Source organism: Nocardia vermiculata NBRC 100427 (genome assembly GCF_001613265.1).
GTDB classification, from domain to species: domain Bacteria; phylum Actinomycetota; class Actinomycetes; order Mycobacteriales; family Mycobacteriaceae; genus Nocardia; species Nocardia vermiculata.
The window spans coordinates 65,118-81,848 of the sequence record NZ_BDCA01000018.1 but is presented as its reverse complement, the minus strand read 5'-3'; the positions used below and the strand labels follow the sequence as shown (position 1 = coordinate 81,848).

The 16,731-nt window shown below is 67.2% G+C and carries 14 protein-coding genes; 1 reads left to right on the top strand and 13 read right to left on the bottom strand.

The genetic code is table 11. The features are described from left to right. Positions 1-32: 32 nt before the first annotated feature. Positions 33-2,606: an AMP-binding protein gene (locus tag NV2_RS19210; RefSeq protein WP_168436144.1), complete on the bottom strand. Its 2,574-nt coding sequence runs from the start codon at positions 2,604-2,606 to the stop codon at positions 33-35. 349 nt (positions 2,607-2,955) lie between these two features. Continuing rightward, positions 2,956-3,786: a helix-turn-helix domain-containing protein gene (locus NV2_RS19205; protein WP_067876102.1), complete on the bottom strand. Its 831-nt coding sequence runs from the start codon at positions 3,784-3,786 to the stop codon at positions 2,956-2,958. A 116-nt stretch (positions 3,787-3,902) separates the two neighbouring features. On the opposite strand from NV2_RS19205, the gene NV2_RS19200 reads away from it, so the two are divergent. Continuing rightward, the gene (locus NV2_RS19200; RefSeq protein WP_067876100.1) at positions 3,903-4,967 is read left to right on the top strand and encodes an aldo/keto reductase; all 1,065 of its coding nucleotides are present in this window, start codon (positions 3,903-3,905) and stop codon (positions 4,965-4,967) included. A gap of 39 nt (positions 4,968-5,006) precedes the next feature. On the opposite strand, the gene NV2_RS19195 is transcribed toward NV2_RS19200, so the two are convergent. From NV2_RS19195 to NV2_RS19145, 11 genes are all read right to left on the bottom strand, one after another. Further along, the gene (locus tag NV2_RS19195) at positions 5,007-5,726 is read right to left on the bottom strand and encodes a sirohydrochlorin chelatase (protein WP_067876306.1); all 720 of its coding nucleotides are present in this window, start codon (positions 5,724-5,726) and stop codon (positions 5,007-5,009) included. Beyond that, positions 5,723-6,931, bottom strand: a complete 1,209-nt coding sequence (locus tag NV2_RS19190; RefSeq protein ID WP_067876098.1) for a uroporphyrinogen-III synthase — start codon at positions 6,929-6,931, stop codon at positions 5,723-5,725. The genes NV2_RS19195 and NV2_RS19190 overlap by 4 nt, the downstream gene beginning before the upstream one ends. Continuing rightward, the gene (gene nirD / locus NV2_RS19185) at positions 6,928-7,320 is read right to left on the bottom strand and encodes a nitrite reductase small subunit NirD (protein WP_067876094.1); all 393 of its coding nucleotides are present in this window, start codon (positions 7,318-7,320) and stop codon (positions 6,928-6,930) included. Before nirD ends, NV2_RS19190 begins: the two co-directional genes overlap by 4 nt. Before the next feature lie 70 nt (positions 7,321-7,390). Then, positions 7,391-9,946, bottom strand: coding sequence for a nitrite reductase large subunit NirB (gene nirB / locus NV2_RS19180; RefSeq protein WP_067876091.1), 2,556 nt, complete (start codon positions 9,944-9,946; stop codon positions 7,391-7,393). Between the two features lie 27 nt (positions 9,947-9,973). Then, a complete protein-coding gene (locus tag NV2_RS19175) occupies positions 9,974-11,425 on the bottom strand; it encodes a nitrate/nitrite transporter (RefSeq protein WP_067876088.1) in 1,452 nt (483 codons plus the stop codon). Between the two features lie 122 nt (positions 11,426-11,547). Continuing rightward, complete coding sequence (locus tag NV2_RS19170) at positions 11,548-12,183, bottom strand: LysE family translocator (RefSeq protein ID WP_067876086.1); 636 nt, start codon at positions 12,181-12,183, stop codon at positions 11,548-11,550. 24 nt (positions 12,184-12,207) lie between these two features. Continuing rightward, positions 12,208-12,717: a DUF1579 domain-containing protein gene (locus NV2_RS19165; RefSeq protein ID WP_067876083.1), complete on the bottom strand. Its 510-nt coding sequence runs from the start codon at positions 12,715-12,717 to the stop codon at positions 12,208-12,210. Between the two features lie 5 nt (positions 12,718-12,722). After that, on the bottom strand, positions 12,723-13,169 hold the full coding sequence (locus NV2_RS19160) for an organic hydroperoxide resistance protein (protein ID WP_067876080.1): 447 nt from the start codon (positions 13,167-13,169) through the stop codon (positions 12,723-12,725). Beyond that, positions 13,166-13,942: a phytanoyl-CoA dioxygenase family protein gene (locus NV2_RS19155; RefSeq protein WP_084475069.1), complete on the bottom strand. Its 777-nt coding sequence runs from the start codon at positions 13,940-13,942 to the stop codon at positions 13,166-13,168. The genes NV2_RS19160 and NV2_RS19155 overlap by 4 nt, the downstream gene beginning before the upstream one ends. A 13-nt stretch (positions 13,943-13,955) precedes the next feature. Continuing rightward, positions 13,956-15,548 carry a GMC family oxidoreductase gene (locus NV2_RS19150; protein ID WP_067876077.1) on the bottom strand — a complete coding sequence of 531 codons (1,593 nt, stop codon included), beginning with the start codon at positions 15,546-15,548 and terminating at the stop codon, positions 13,956-13,958. A 46-nt stretch (positions 15,549-15,594) separates the two neighbouring features. Next, positions 15,595-16,722 (bottom strand): cytochrome P450, encoded by a 1,128-nt coding sequence (locus NV2_RS19145; RefSeq protein ID WP_067876074.1) that lies wholly within the window; start codon positions 16,720-16,722, stop codon positions 15,595-15,597. Positions 16,723-16,731: the final 9 nt, after the last annotated feature.

Genomic DNA, 16,731 nt, shown 5'->3' with positions numbered 1-16,731 from the left:
ACGCGTGTTCTCCCGGTCCACTGTGGTGCGGATCAGCGCGCACCGCGACGGCCGAGGAATTGGGCCACACCGGCGGGATCGATGCGGACCAGATCGCCGGTCCGATAACAGCGGCGGCCCGGATTCTGCGGATCCGCGACGAAGTGGGCGGCCGTCGCCGCCGGATCACCGCGGTACCCCTGCGCCACCCCGTCACCGCCGAGGTACAGCTCACCCAGACGTCCGGGCGGCACCGGCAGCAACCGTTCGTCGAGTACGAGCGCACGCACACCAGGCAGCGTGGTGCCGATCGGGACCGCGCCGTCGTCCTCACGCACCTCGCACTGGGTCGCCATGACCGTGGTCTCGGAGGGGCCGTAACTGTTGAACAACCGCACGCATCCGCGCCACCGGCGGGCCAGGTGCGGCGGGCATACCTCCCCGCCCACCACCACGACCCGCAGCCGTGGCAGCTCACAGGGCTGCAGCGTCGCGAGGATCGCGGGCGTGCTGAGCAGATGGGTGATACCACGCTCCCGCAGCAGGTCTCGCAGTTCGGCACCGGCCACCACGGCGGGTGGTTCGACGATCAGGCGGGCGCCGGCAGCGAACGCGGCCAGCAGCTCCAGCAGATGCGCGTCGAAGGAGGACGTATGCGCGTGCAGTACCCGTGAATCCGCGCGCACCGCATAGGTATCGACGATGTGCCGGGTCAGATCGGCGAGTCCACGATGGGTCACGACCACTGCTCTGGACCGTCGCCTGGACGCCGAGAGCGGGACGACGTAGGCGGGATGATCCGGGCGCAAGCGACGGATTCGCTCCCCGGACGCAACCGCCGCGCCGGACCGGCCCGCCACCCGTGCAACGCATTCCGGACTGTCCAGCACGACCCACTCCGGGCCGTCCGGCAACCCGGAGCGCACGGCACTCGAGGTGATCCCGACGCGCGCCTGCGATCCCGACAGCGGCGCGACCGAGGGGCCGGACGGGTCGATGGGATCGAATGCGGCGCCGGTCATCGCGATCGCCCACAGCGCCAGCACCGATTCGGCCGAACGTGGCAGCGCAACCGGCACCGAATCCCCGGGGCCCACACCGTGTTCGAGTAGCTCACGCGCCCACCGCGCACCCCATTCGTCCCACTCCCGGTAGGTCCACCGCCGGTCCCCGTCCACCACCGCGATCGCGTCGGGGTCGGCGTCGACCGCGCGCCGGAGCAGCTCGGGCAACGTACGGGCGCCGGCGGTGACGCGACGCGGGGGCACCACCACGATGTCGCGCGGCGACAGGCCCGAAATCACTTGATCCGGTGCGGCGCCCAGGAAGTCGTGCAGGTAGGTGAGGAAGTGCTCGTGGTGCCACGCGAGGGTGGCCCGCGAGTACAGTGCCGGATTCGCGAGCATGTCGACGCGCGCGGAATGCTCGTCCGCACCGAGCTGGTACGCACTGATCAACAGATCCTCGACCGGCCCCTGCGCCAGCAGTACCGCCTGACCGGTGACGGAGCCCAACCGCAGCGGCTCGCCGAACCCCAGCACATTGACCACCGGACCGAAACCGCTACCGGGCACCCGGTTCTCGCGGCGGCCGGGGCGCGGGTCCGGGCCGCGATACCGCTGATGGCGCAGCGCACCGATCAGCCCGAGCCGAACCTGATCGATGAGCTCCGACACCGTCGCCTCCCCCACCCCGCGCAGCCGCAGCGGGACCACGTTCGACAACGAGCCGGCGGAGTGGCGTAACGCAGCGGTGGGACGCACCGCCAGCGGCAGCGCTACCACCGCATCGTCGCGTCCGGTCATCGCGGCGAGATAGCCGGCGAAGGCGGCGATCGTGAGTTCGGTGAACCCCGCCCCGGTGCGCGCCCGTGCCTGTGCGAGCCGGCGGGCGGTGGTCTCGGGAACAGGTCCCCCGATCCGGTGCGGGGTCGGCTCCGCCGGCGCGGTGGTTCCGCTCAAGCCGGTGCAGGACGGCAGTTCGGCGAGCTGTTCACGCCAGTACTCGGCATCGGCACGCGCGCTGTCGGAGTCCCGATACGCGGCCTCGTCGGCGACCAGGTCACCGATCGACAGTGGTTCCCGGGTCACCGGGCCCACCGGGTCGGCGCCGATACGGTCGGCATACAGTTCGGCGGTGCGGCGCAGCACCGCCGCGGCGCCGACCCCGTCGAGAACGATGTGATGACTACGCAGGTACAGCAGGTGCCGCTGCGGTTCGAGGCGGTACACGACGGCCGTCGACAATCGGTCGCGCAGCAGGTCCAGCGGCGTACCGTAGTCGTTCGCCATCTGTTCGGAGGCCGTCCGGATCGGGTCCGCGGTCCCGGCGAGATCGACCACCCGCAGCGTGTCGAATGCCTCCGGATCCAGGTACTGCCGCGGTCCACCGGCGCGGATCCGGAACCGGATGTGCGGCGACTGCAGGTCCCATGCCGCCATCGCGGCGGCCTCCCGCAACGGCTCGATCCGCAGCGGGCCGGTCAGGTCCAGGTACATCGCCACGGTGTGGGGAAGTCCGGGATTCAACTGCTGAGCAACCCACCAGCGCAGCTGCGCCTCGGAGAGCGGGCGATCGGCGATATCACCCGTATTCAACCTTGTTGCAGGGTCAGCGACTCGAGTCACCGGGCCTCCTCCCAGTCCGGGGAGCATCCATCGAACGGTCTCCCGGCAAAGCTACGGCATACGCATCCGGTCCCGGTGTACCCGCGCGCCGCGACTCCACACGCACCCGCCCGACCGCTGCCGATCCCCGCCGGCGAACGCCCGCTCCGGTCCCGGACGGAGCCGTCGGCATCCGCTGAGCGATACCGGCCACGACACGCGGGGACTCGCGGTAGGCACGTCGGCGCCCCGGGGGCGGGCGACTACCGATTCGCCACCGTGCTGTCGTCCGGTACACGCGCCACAGTCCTGCGGCACTCGCACGTACCGACGGATCTCCCCCGAATCCGAAAGCAGCCGCAGCCTGTGCTCAGCTACCCGACAACCGGTCCAGCGCGGCCTGGCTCTGCGGATCAGCCGCCCGGTAGATGACCAGGCGCTGATCGGGGTCCTGCAACGGCATCAACGTCTCGTAGGAAACGGTGACCGCACCGGCATCCGGATGATGCATCGTCTTGTACCCGCGCCCCTGGACCCGCACGTCGCGCTGCTCCCACAGCGCGGCGAATTCGGCGCTGGTGGTGCGGAATTCGTCGATCAGAGCGGCCAGGACGCCGTCGTCGGGATGAGCGGCCCAGGCCGAACGCAGTCCGGCGATCCCCTGCCGCACAATGGTTTCCCGGTCACCGTAGAAGGTGATCATGTCCGGGTGCAGCAGGCACAGCCACAGCGCATTGCGCTGCGCCGACGGCAGCGTGTCGAAGTCGAGCAGCAGCCGTGACATCTGCGGGTTCCACGCCAGGATGTCGTGGCGGTGGTTGAGCACCATCGCCGGTAGTGGCGCCAGATCGCGCACCAGCCGCACCAGCTCCGGTGATGCCTCGGTGGCGGGTTTACCGTCGTCGGGCAGGCGCTGCCTGGCGAGGTCGAACAGGTACATCCGTTCGTCGGGATTCAAGCGCAAGGCACCGGCCAGCGCCTCGAGCACCTCCGGCGAGGGGCGTAAACCGCGGCCCTGTTCGAGCCGGACCACATAGTCGATACTCACGCCGGCCAATTCGGCGACCTCTTCCCGGCGCAGCCCCGGAGTGCGGCGGGACCGGCGCCGTTGTGGCATACCCAATTCGTGCGGGTCCAGGCGTTCGCGCCGAGTACGCAGGAACGCACCCAGCTCGTGTGTCACTTCCACCGTGCCGGTCACCCCACGATCCTACGACGAGCCTGGTACCGGCGATCCCAGGAAGTTTCTTCCCTTACCGCGCCCATCGACGCGACGCAGACTGTGCTCCGGATCGCATTCACACAGGAGGACACACCATGGCGCTCACTCTCGACACCTATCGGCTGCTGGGCCGGTCCGGGCTGCGAGTCTCCCCCTTGGCGCTGGGGACGATGACCTTCGGCTCCGATTGGGGCTGGGGCGCCGACCGCGACGACGCTCGCAAACTGTTCGACGACTACGTCTCGCGCGGCGGCAATTTCATCGACACCGCCAGCTTCTACGCCAACGGCAGTTCCGAACGGCTGCTCGGCGAGTTCACCCGCGACAATCGCGAGAGCCTGGTGCTGGCCACCAAGTACTCGATGCTGCGCCGGCCCGGCGACCCGAATTCCGGCGGTAACGGCCGCAAATCGATGATCGGATCGGTCGAGGCCAGCCTGCGGAACCTGAACACCGACTACATCGACCTGCTTTACCTGCATGCCTGGGATTTCACCACCCCGGTCGAGGAGGTGCTGCGTGGCATGGACGATCTCGTCCGGCAGGGCAAGGTGCTCTACGTCGCCATCTCCGACACACCGGCGTGGCAGGTATCGCGCATGCAGGCCATCGCCGACCTGCGCGGCTGGTCACCCCTGGTCGCCCTGCAGGTGGAGTACAACCTGATCGAGCGCACAGTGGAACACGACCTGTTCCCGATGGCGCGCGAGCTGGGCCTCGGCGTCATTCCCTGGTCGCCGCTGGGCAGCGGGGTGCTGACCGGAAAATACAGCGCGGCGGATCTGGCAGACGAATCCACCGGCGGCCCCGAAGGCACCCGGCGTCAGGTCGCCCTGGCCAACGGTTCGCTCACCGCACGCGGCCTGGCGATCGCCGACGTGGTCGCCGAGGTGGCCGCCGACCTCGGCCGCACCCCTGCCCAGATCGCGCTGGCCTGGACCTTGCGTAATCCCGCGGTGACCTCGCCGATCATCGGTGCCCGCACCCCGGCACAGCTGACCGACAACCTCGGTGCACTGGACGTGGACTTCGATCCGGCGCACGTGGAGCGGCTCGAGGCCGCGAGCGCGGTCGCACTTCCGTTCCCGCACAACATGCTGGCCCGGGAGATGACGCAGGGCGTCATCCACGGGGACCTCACCATCGCACCGCGCGTGTGAGCCGGCCGGCCGCGACCCCCTCCAGCTGCGCGCAACGACTCATACTGCGGTGACGAGGAATTCACGAGCGTGGGCCCGGTATCGGTCGAGCAGCAGCTCGACCACCGCCGGGTGGACGCCGAGCGGGTCGGCCACGCCGTCGGCTCCGGCCTGGTGCAGTCGCTGCTGGAACAGCCCGTGCGCCAGCAGATAGGAACCCACGAATACCCGCCGCGCACCGGATTCGCGCAGTTCGGCGACCACGTCGGGAACCCGAGGCGTCCCGGTGGCGATGTAGCCGATGCGCACCGGCCCGCCCAGTTCCGCGGCCAGCATGGCGGCAGCACGCCGCACATCGTGGCGCGCACGAACGTCGGAGGAGCCCGCGGCCGCCAGCACCACCGCGTCGCCCGCGCGCATACCCGCTGCGCGCAGCCGCAGGCGCATCACCCGGGCCAGCTGCGGATCCGGGCCCATCGCCGGGGTCACGACCACATCGCGGCGGCCGCTGTCACGGACCTCCCGCGGCACATCCTGATAGACGTGATATCCGGAGGCCAGAAAGGCCGGAACCACCACGGCCGGACCACAGTCCAGCTCCCGCAGCACCGTGGCGGGCGAGGGGCCGAGGACGTCGACGAAGGCGGTGTGCACCGGTGTGCCGGCTGCACCCGAGCGGTCCAGCTCCGCCCGCACCGCGGCCGCGAGCGCACCGATCATGTGCACCCCCTTCGCGCTGCGGGTGCCGTGGGCGGTCAGCACCAGCGCGGGGGCGCTCACCACACCTCCACCATCGACGCCGGTCGCGGCGGCTGGGAGGACGAGTCGTATCCCGCTGCCGGACGCGGCGCGTCGACGCAGTCGGCCGGATCCAACGCCAGCCGGTAGCCCCGTTTGACCACCGTCTGGATCGCCTTGGGGGTTCCGAGAGCCGCACGCAGGCGGGCGATTCCGGTTTCCACGGCATGGGTGTCCGCACCTCCGCCGGGCAGCGCCGCCAGCAGATCCGCACGCGAGACCACCCGGCCCGGCTGCCGCGACAGCGCCCGCATCAGCGCCATCGGCGCGGGAGCGAGCTGACGTACCGCGCCGTCGACGACAACACAGCCACCACGCACACTCAGTTCGTGCCCGGAGGCGTGGATCCGGTTGGCACGCCGGGGCAGTTCCTCGGCCACATGCCGCGCCAGCGCTCCCAGCCGCGCCCGGCCGGGTGTCGACGTCACCACTCCCAGATCCTCGAGCGGTGCCCCCGTGATCGGCCCGACACACGCCGGCAGTACCCGTGCGCGCATCGCCTGCAGCACGCCCTCGAGCAACCCGGTTTCCTTGGCACGCATCAAGGTCGAGGCCACCGCCGGCGCGCTGGTGAAGGTGACACAGTCCAGACCCGAGGTGACCACCCCCTCGAGCAACCGGTCCATGGCGGTGCGATCCTCCGGTGGCACCCAGCGATACACCGGCACCGGTACGACATCGGCTCCGGCGCAGCGCAATACCTCACAGAAGTCCGGTACCGGCTCCCATTCGGTGGTGGCGCCGTGCAGTTGCACGGCGATCCGCATCCCCTCCACACCCTCGGCGAGCAGATGATCGAGCACCTCCGCCGAGGATTCCGACGCCGGTGACCACTCCTCCCGGAGCTCCGCGGCGCGGATGGCGCCCTTCGCCTTGGGGCCGCGGGCCAGTACCCGGGTCGAGCCCAGGGTGGCACGCAACTCCTCGGCCAGGCCCCAGCCCTCCGCGGCCTCCATCCAGCCGCGGAAACCGATTCCGGTGGTGGCGACCGTCAGCTGCGGCGGATCGGCGACCAGTCTCCGGGTGACCCGTTCCAATTCGTTGTCGTCGGACAACGGAATGATGCGGATCGCGGGCGCGACGACCACGGTCGCGCCGCGCCGCGCCAACAGCGTGGCGAGCTCGTCGGCCCGGCGCGCGGCGGTCACCCCGACGGTGAACCCGTCCAAGGGTCTGGCGTCGCTCACGGCCGACCGCCACGATCCAGCGGCTCGTTGGACACCGCGACCACTCCGTCCACCACCCGCACACCGTAAACCGGCAGCGCGTGCGTGCCGTCGTCGAGACAGTGCCCGTCGATCAGCGAGAACGCCTGTTTGAGCAGCGGCGAGACCACCACGGGCACGATGCCGCGGCTGCCCACGAGGCCCCGTGAGATCACGGCAGCGCGACCGAACGGGTCGATATTGCCGACCGCGTACAGGGTGCCGTCGGGCAGCAGGAACAGCGCGGCCTGTCGCCCACCGCGCAGCAGCACCGCCACGCCACGACCGGGGATCAGATGGTCGAGCCGACAGGCCGAGGTCCAGCCGCTGGTAGGTGCCGGTACGAAGCCGGGTGCGTCGATTACGGTCATCGGTACTCTCCCTGGTGATGAACGCCTTATCCAATAGGTACCGGCGTCCTGTTTCCGCACGATTACGTGACTATTTCCCGGGCGTGGCAGATGAAACAGGCGCTCCGGGTACCCCCGGCAAACCCAGCAGCACCGGCACCTTGCGGGCGCCCGTGTCGTCGAACGAGATGGTCGGGTCGGTTTCCTCGGGGGCGTTGACGAAGGAGACGAAGCGGGACAGTTTGTCCGGGTCCTCCAGGACCGCGGCCCATTCGTCGCGGTAACCGGCCACGTGGCGGGCCATGCTCTCCTCCAGTTCGGCGGCGATACCGAGCGAGTCCGCACAGACGACCTGCTTCAGGTGCTCGATGCCGCCCTCGAGTGATTCCTGCCACGGCGCGGTGCGTTGCAGGCGGTCCGCGGTGCGGATGTAGAACATCAGGTAGCGGTCGATGTATCGGATCAGCGTCTCGTCGTCCAGATCGCCGGCCAGCAGCACCGCATGCTTGGGAGTCAGGCCGCCGTTGCCGCCGACGTAGAGGTTCCAGCCGTTCTCGGTGGCGATGACGCCGACGTCCTTGCCGCGGGCCTCGGCGCATTCGCGGGCACAACCCGACACTGCCAGCTTCAGCTTGTGCGGCGAGCGCAGCCCGCGGTACCGCTGCTCCAGCAGCACCGCCATGCCGACCGAATCCTGCTGGCCGTAGCGGCACCAGGTCGAGCCGACACAGCTCTTCACCGTGCGCAGTGATTTCCCGTAGGCGTGGCCGGATTCCATCCCCTTGTCGACCAGTCGCTGCCAGATCTGCGGCAACTGCTCGACACGGGCACCGAACAAGTCGATGCGCTGACCGCCGGTGACCTTCACGTAGAGTCCGAAATCCTTGGCGATGGAACCTATTTCGATCAACTGTTCGGCGGTGACCTCACCGCCGGGCATCCGCGGCACCACCGAGTAGGTGCCGTTCTTCTGCAGGTTGGCCAGGAAATGGTCGTTGGTGTCCTGCAGTGCGGACTGTTCGCCGTCGAGAATGTGCTCGCTGGAAGTGGAGGCCAGGATCGAGGCGACGGTCGGCTTGCAGATATCACACCCGATTCCGGTGCCGTGCTTGGCGATCAGCTCGGAGAAGGTACGGATTCCGGTGACCCGCACGATCTCGAACAGTTCCGAACGCGACTGGGTGAAGTGCTCACACAGCGCCTTCGACATCTCCACGCCCGACTGCTCGAGCAGTTTCTTGATCATGGGAACGCAACCGCCACAGGACGTTCCGGCGGACGTGCAATTCTTGACCGCGGCGATATCGCAGGCGCCCTCGTGCACGGCCCCGAGAATGGCCCCTTTGGACACGTTGTTGCAGGAGCAGATCTGCGCCTCGTCGGGCAGTGCGTCGGCGCCGAGTTCGGCACCGGCGGGTGAGATCAGCGCCGCGGGTTCGGCGGGCAGTTCACTACCGACCAGTGGGCGCAGTGCCGCGTACTGGGAGGCATCGCCGACCAGAACGCCACCGAGCAGTGTCTTGGCGTCGTCGGAGAGCACGAGTTTGGCGTAGGTGCCCTTGGCTGCGTCGTGCAGCACCACCGACAGCGCACCATCGGTGGTCGCATGAGCGTCACCGAAACTGGCCACATCCACACCGAGCAGTTTCAGCTTCGTGGACAGATCGGCACCGGGGAATTCCCCGGCACCACCGAGCAGCCGATCCGCGACGATCTCGGCGGTGGTGTAGCCGGGTGCGACCAGGCCGTAGCAGGTGCCCTCGATCGCAGCGACCTCACCGACCGCGTAGATGTGCGGATCGGAGGTGAGCATGCCCGGATCGGTGACCGCACCACCGCGCGGGCCGACCTCGAGGCCGGCGTCGCGAGCGATCTGGTCACGCGGGCGCACCCCGGCGGAGAACACCACCAGCGACGCGTCGATCGCCGATTCGTCCGACAGTGTGACCCGCAGTCCCGCACCGTCTTCGGCGGGCTCGATGGACGAGGTACCGACGCCGGTGTGCACCTGCAACCCGAGGTCGGTGACGAGCTTCTCGAGGATCGCACCACCACCCTCGTCGACCTGCACCGGCATCAATCGGGGCGCGAATTCGACCACGTGCGGTGTCATTCCGAGCAGCCGCAGCGCATTGGCCGCCTCCAGGCCCAGCAGCCCGCCGCCGACGACCACACCGACCGCCCCCGGTCCGGCGGCCCGGGCGGCGTCGCGAATGCCGTCCAGGTCCTCGAGGGTGCGATAGACGAAGCATTCGGGCCGGTCGTGCCCCGGCACCGGCGGTACGAAGGCATACGAGCCGGTCGCCAGCACCAGCGCGTCGTAAGCGATCACGTCGCCGGAGGAGGTGGTGACCTTGCGTGCGGCCCGATCGATCTCGTCGGCTCGAACACCGAGGCGCAGATCCACCAGCGCGTCACCGGCGTAGTCGTTCCCCGGAAGGGCCAGCGCCGCCGGATCCCAGCTTCCGACGTAGGACGAGAGGCCGACCCGGTCGTAGGCCGCCTGCGACTCCTCGCTGAGGATCACGACCTGCCACCGGCCGGCGTGGTCGCGAGCGCGCAGTGCCTCCACGAATCGGTGCCCGACCATGCCATGGCCGACCACGACCACGGTCGCGCGCTGAGTGGGTTCGACTGTCGAGTTCATGGCTGTCCTCCGTTGCTTTCGGTGAGATCAGGCGCGAGCCGCGGTGGGATCGGATTCCGGCGTACGTCCGGCGTCGGTAACGGTCTCGGCGACACCTGTTGCCGAGCGTGGCGCCGAGCTGCCGGGACGTCGCAGGAACACCGCCCAGACCACCGCCGCACAGACGACGTAGAAGCTCAGGAAGACCCAGAACGCGGTCGTCGCGGAGTTCGTCGAGGCGTAGGACGAGCGCAGCACCAGGTTGATTGCCACCCCGCCGAGCGCACCGATGGCACCGACGAAGCCGATCAGTGCTCCGGAGGTATTGCGTGACCAGGCGGTCTGTTCGGCCGGACTCGTCTGCAGGCTCTTCGATTTCGCGTCGAACACCGACGGGATGATCTTGGTGACCGACCCGTTGCCGATCCCGGAGAGCACGAACAGTGCGATGAATCCGGCGACCAGCACGATCATCGTCGCCCCGGAGGCGACCCCGTCGTTGCCGTCGGCGACCACACTGGCCCCGGCGACCACGAACGCCGCGGCCGTCATGCCGACGAAGCAGAGCAGGGTGACCCGGCTGCCGCCGAACCGGTCCGCCCATTTGCCGCCGTACGGCCGGGCCACCGATCCGAGCAGCGGGCCGATGAAAGCGATCTGCGCGGCATGAAGGGTGGCCTGGGCCACCGAATCACCACCGGCCTTGAAACTGATCTGCAGTACCTGGCCGAAGGCGAAGCTGAAGCCGATGAACGAGCCGAAGGTACCGATATAGAGAAAGGCGATCGCCCAGGACTGCGGCACCTTCAACGATTCCAGCATGTAGGACATATCCGCCTTCTGATTGCGCAGATTGTCCATGTACAGCGCCGCACCGATCCCCGCGATCGCGATGAACACCAGATACACCAGGCAGACGACCGAGGCATAGGAGTTGCCCAGCAGGGCGATCACCAGCAATCCGATCAGCTGGATCACCGGGACGCCGATGTTCCCGCCGCCGGCGTTCATCCCCAGCGCCCAGCCCTTGAGCCGTTGCGGATAGAAGGCGTTGATATTGGTCATCGAGGAGGCGAAATTGCCGCCGCCGAATCCGGCGAATGCCGCGATCACCATGAAAGTCGTGTACGAGGTGCCGGGCTGATTGATGAAGTACAGCGTCAGCAGCGTCGGGATCAGCAGCATCAGCGCGCTGAGGATCGTCCAGTTACGGCCGCCGAAGCGGGCGGTGGCGACCGTATAGGGGACGCGGAGGATGCCGCCGACCAGCGTGGGCATCGCGACCAGGAAGAACTTCCCGGCGGGGTCGATGCCGAACTTCTCGGTGGGCATGAACAGCACCATCACCGACCAGATCGACCACACCGAGAATCCGACATGTTCGGCGACGACCGACCAGATCAGATTCCGGCGGGCGACCTCCTTACCGCCGGCCTCCCAGGCCGCGACATCTTCGGCATCCCAGTGCTCGATGTCGTGGTTTCGCGTCAGCGTGCTCAACGGGGCCTCCCTGAATTCCGGTTGGCCCCAAGGTAGAAAACGGGTATTGCCGCGATGCTGCGCTACATGACGCGAAAATCAACGGTTGCTCACCAGGGTCGGCATATTCCGGTGAGAAGCGGCTACCAGGTGGTGCTGGTGGCGAGCGTCCCGATCCCCAGGAGCACCAGCACCCCCGAGCTGATCTCGTCGAGCCTGCGAGTCACCTTCGGTCGTGCGATCCAGTCCACCGCCGTGGCGGCCCCCAGCGCCACCGCGGTCAACCAGAGGACCGCGATGACACCGTCGATCGCTCCGAGCAGCATCGTCGAGCCGAAGTTCGACGTATTCGGAGGCAGAAATTGTGGTGCGACCGCGAGGAAGAACAACCCGACCTTCGGATTCGCGGCACAGGACACGAGTCCGGTGGTCAGGGCCGTCCACAGGCTCGCTGCCGGTTTCCGGCGACCGAGCTGTTCACTGTCCGCCCCTACACGCCGACATCGGATGAAGCCGGAGACCCCGAGATACAGCAGGTAGAGCCCACCGATCGCCTTGACGGCCCCGAATGCGACCGCCGAACTCTGCAGCAGGGTCGCCACGCCGAGCGCCACCAGTGCCGCCCACAGCAACGAGCCGACGCCGGAGCCGAGTGCCGCGGCGATCCCGAACCGCGCTCCGCCGAGGCCGAACCGGAGAACAAGAAATGTGTCGGGCCCCGGCGTGGCCGCCAACAACAAGCACAGCCCGGCGAAACCCACCAGTAGGGGCACACTCACGCACTGCCCTTTCGGTCGGGCGGGTTACGCGCGACGGTAACGCGACACCAGGAAGGTCTCCCAGGTGCCGTCCTGCACCTGGTGGTACGAACTGACCGTCCGGAGGTCAGGAGTGTCGAATGTCATGACGTCCTTGAACCTGGTCGTCACCGACTGGTCGAGGATTCCGGGCCCATCCGCGCACAGGGTCAGGGAGTTCGCGGCGGAATCGAGGCGGATGTCGTCGTACTGCCACAGCGAGCTCATCATCGACCCTATCCAGGTACAGATGAAACTGTCCCGCTGCGAATCGAACCCCAGAGTCAGCAGAGTCGTGGTCGACTCGTTGCCGGGAAGTGCGCCCTCGCCCTCGGCCACGACCCACAGATCACCGACGGCACGGACACGCTCGGTCCCGGTGAAGGTTTCGGTGGTCTCACCCGGTCCGGCGACCGGACTGGACTCGTATGCCCAATCCCCGAGAAACTGCCGCAGCCAGCGATGCTCAGCTCGCACGTCGGTGAGCAGTGGAGATACTTGCTGATCGTGCTGCATTGCTTTCAATCCTCCGCGATCCGGATGTCGACCTCGATGTTGCCCCTGGTCGCCCGTGAGTACGGGCACACTTCGTGCGCGCTGTCGGCCAGCGTCCGCGCGAGAGTCGCGTCGACCCGTGGCAGGGAAACCTCCAGCACTACCTCGAGCAGGTAACCGCCGGCCCCATCGGCGCCGATACCGACCTCGGCGGCAACCGCCGAATCCGCGGTGTCCGCGCCGTGTTCTTTCGCGAGCGTCCGTACCGCGGAATGAAAACACGCCGAGTAGCCGGCGGCGAAGAGCTGTTCGGGGTTGGTTCCCTGCCCGGTTCCTCCCATCGGTTCCGGGACCGCGAGCGTGATATCCAGATTGCCGTCCGGTGTCCGGACAATTCCATTGCGCCCGTCGCCCGAGGCAATCGCCTGTGCCGCGTTGCGGCTCGGCCTCTTCTTCCGCACCACTTCACTCATTCTGCGCCGATTCCCTTCCGAATTGCTTGTTCCACAGGCGAATACGAACTATCGTCCCGGTCGAGCACACATTGCCCGGTGGCTGCCAGCAGTGGTTGCGCCATGAACTTGACACGTCCGGTTCGGTTGGCTTGCGCCGCGTGCACCAGGAACGGATGGCAGACATAGGCGTCCCCTGCGCGACCGGTGCCGAGCGCCTGGGGCAAGTCGTCGGTCGAGTTGTAGGCGTCATCCATCTCCATGACGCCACCACCGTTCTCGCCCTTCGGGAACAGCAGCTTCGCCATTCGCTGGTGCGAGCCGACTCGAAAACGGGTCGGCGCATCATCGGGGCCGATGTCGGAGAAGAGGAACAACGGAAGCAGCGCGCGCCCCCTCGACCACACGTTGACCCGCCACGGCACCGGGGAACCGGGCATATCCGCCTCGAATCCGCCGTCGATATGCCATCCGTCGTCCCCCGGCGGCTTCTCGCTCGGGAACCGGATCGGGAAGCCATCGAGGCTCTGCATCGGCACCCAACGTCGCGCACCCGCGAGTTGGTCGAACGCCTCGACCAGCGCGGACGCTCCGGCAGCCAGCCGGAACGGTTCGGACTTCTGCTCACCCACCCGAATCACCGGCTCGGTCCAGGTGGAAGAGTCGGTCGGGCTACATCCGGTAGCGCGCCACAGGATCTCGCGCCCCTGTTCGGCGAGAGCGCTAGGAAACGCATTCTCTACCTTGACGAACCCGTCTCTGATGAAATCCGTGATCTGCTGTTCTGTAAGCATGATTGTCTTTCGCCTAGCTGGTGATGAGTTCCGCAGCACGCTCACCGATCATCATCGTGGCGGCATTGGTATTTCCGCCCACTATCTCGGGCATGATCGAGGCATCCGCGACACGTAACCCGTCCACACCCAACACGCGCAGCTGCGGATCGACCACGGCGCGTTCGTCGGTACTCATCCGGCAGGTGCCGACCGGATGATTGACAGTCGTGATGTGCTGGCGAATATGCTGTGCGAGATCGCCGCGGTTGATCACCGACGGCCCGGGGGATATCTCCGCTCCCAACTCCGAAGCGAACGGGCTCGTTCGAGCTGCTTCCCGAACCATCTCGATACCGGCCGTCAGAACGTCCACATCATGGTGCTCGCTGAGGTAATTCGGGTCGATGATCGGACCGTCGGCAACGGAATTCGACCGTATCCGGACCGTACCGCGGCTTCGTGGATAGAGGGTTTTCACCAGCACGGTCAGGACGGGCACAGATGCCGGGGGCGCCCCGCTGGTCGCGTACCCGTCATAGCCCCACGAAATCATCTGCATCTGCAGATCCGGAACACTGCCCGCGTAGGCGGTGCGGGCGAAGGCCACCATTTCGAACAGCGATTGGCGCAACCAGCGCGCGCGGCCACGAACAGCGTTGCGGATGAACGCCGGATCGAAGTACGCCGGCAGCTCAGCGGCTCGGACCGACGGCAGTGTCATCGTGACCGGCACCAATGCGTGATCATGCAAATTGGTGCCGACCGGGAGATCAGCCGTGACGTCGATTCCTGTCGCACGCAAGTGATCCGCCGGACCGATACCGGAGAGCATCAACAGGTGTGGCGAGCCGAAGGCTCCCGCGCACAGCACAACCTCCCGGTGCGCACGCACGACGCTGCGGTCCGAGCCGGTCGCGAGCTCCACTCCGACGGCGCGACCGTGTTCGAAGACGACCCGCGACACCGGTGCACCGGTCAGGATCCGCAGTGTGCCGAGGTGTTCGCGGAGGTATCCGGTGGCAGTACTGGAACGCCTTCCAGCCGAACAGTTCTGCTGCGTCGGCGATACACCTTCTTGTACGGCACCGTTGTAGTCGGGATTCGGTTTCAAACCGATCGAACCTGTGAGAGCCTCGCTGAACAGCACCGCGGGCGCGTGCGGATTTCGCCATCGAGTGACCTCGATCGGCCCGTCACCACCACGCAACTCACTCCCGCCGTCCTCGAACGACTCGAGTCTCTTGAAGCTGGGCAGCACGTCCGAGTAGCTCCATCCGGCATTTCCCTCCCGTGCCCACATGTCGAAGTTCCGGGGATTGCCCCGCACGAACGCCATCGCGTTGATCGAGCTGGATCCTCCGAGGACCTTCCCGTGCAGCTGCGGAAATACCCGGCCCGCCGCATGATGTTGTGGCGTCGAATAGTGTCCCCAGTCGAGCCCCCGATGCAGCCGCGGCGACGCGTACAGCGGGCCGATGATTCCGGGGCGGCGTACGAGCCAGGTCTTGTCCACCGCGCCCGCCTCGACCAGCGTGACCGATGCACCGGTTTCGGCCAGCCGACGCGCCACAATACTTCCCGCGCTACCGGAACCGACGACCACGTAGTCCGATTCGGTCCTCATGTGCACCTTTTACTTTCCCCTAGCCGGCGTGTCGCCGCTGTAGTCGTCACCATTCGACGAAGATCTCGCGTACCCCGCCCGAGAGCAGTTCCTCACGCCGTCGCCACTGGTGATCCGAGACCAAACGAAGTTTCGGAAACTCCCGGAAAACCTGTGTCAGTACGGATTTCAGCTCGATGCGGGTGAGCCGGGCGCCCGCGCAGTAGTGCAGTCCGTAGCCGAACGCGAGATGCTGAGCGGGGCGTCGCTCGATATCGAATCGAGCGGGGCACGTGAATTTCTTGGGATCCTCGTTTGCAGACTCGAAATCGAGGATGACCAGGTCACCGCGCTGGATCTCGACCCCGTCCACCTCCAGGTCGTCCAGCGCGAATCGCGGCGAACCACTGTTTCGCCGGAACACGGGATGTCCGACCCGCAGGATTTCTTCGATCGCATCGTCGACGATGGCCTCGTCGGCGAGGAACAGCTCGCGCTGCCGCTCATCGGTAAGCATCAGAATAAGCGCCTTCTCGACCGTCGTCGTCGCGTTCATCTGGCCGGCGATCTGGATCCCCTTCAGCATCTCGGCCAAGAGCCGGACGTCCTCGGCCGTTTTGCCGTCCCGATCGATCGCCCGGCGAATATTGCCGATCATGAAATCGCGCGATTCGGGTGGGTTCTCCCGTAGCAAGTCCAAAAACAGGCCGGTGAGCTCGGTCGCGGCGCCGCGCGAGATCTCTCCGTCATTGATATTGCTGGCATCGTTGGCCAGCTCACGCACCTGTACCCGTAGCGGCTCCGGCACCCCGATGAGCGTCGAGGTGACAGCCGGCGGCATAGGATAGGCCAGCAGATGGCGAATATCGCAGGGCGACCCCGATTCCCGCATCCGCTCGAAGCCGGCGTCCACCTCGGCGTCGACAATTTCCTCCAGGCGCTCCTGCTCGCCCAGCTTGAAGATCGGTGCGATGAACTCTTCGGTCCCTTTGGCGCGCAGCCTGTCGATGTCCTCGTCGTAGAGCGGCGCACCGATCATCTCCGAATGGGTGAACTTCGGCGCGTGCTCGGGGTTCGGGTGGGCGAACCGGCTGAGTCTCGGATCGTTCAGCAGCCGTCGGACGGCGGCGTACTCGGTGACGAGCCATGCCGGAGATCCGGCCGGGCTGAGGACACGTTCTGGTTGTCCGGACACTCGCATTCT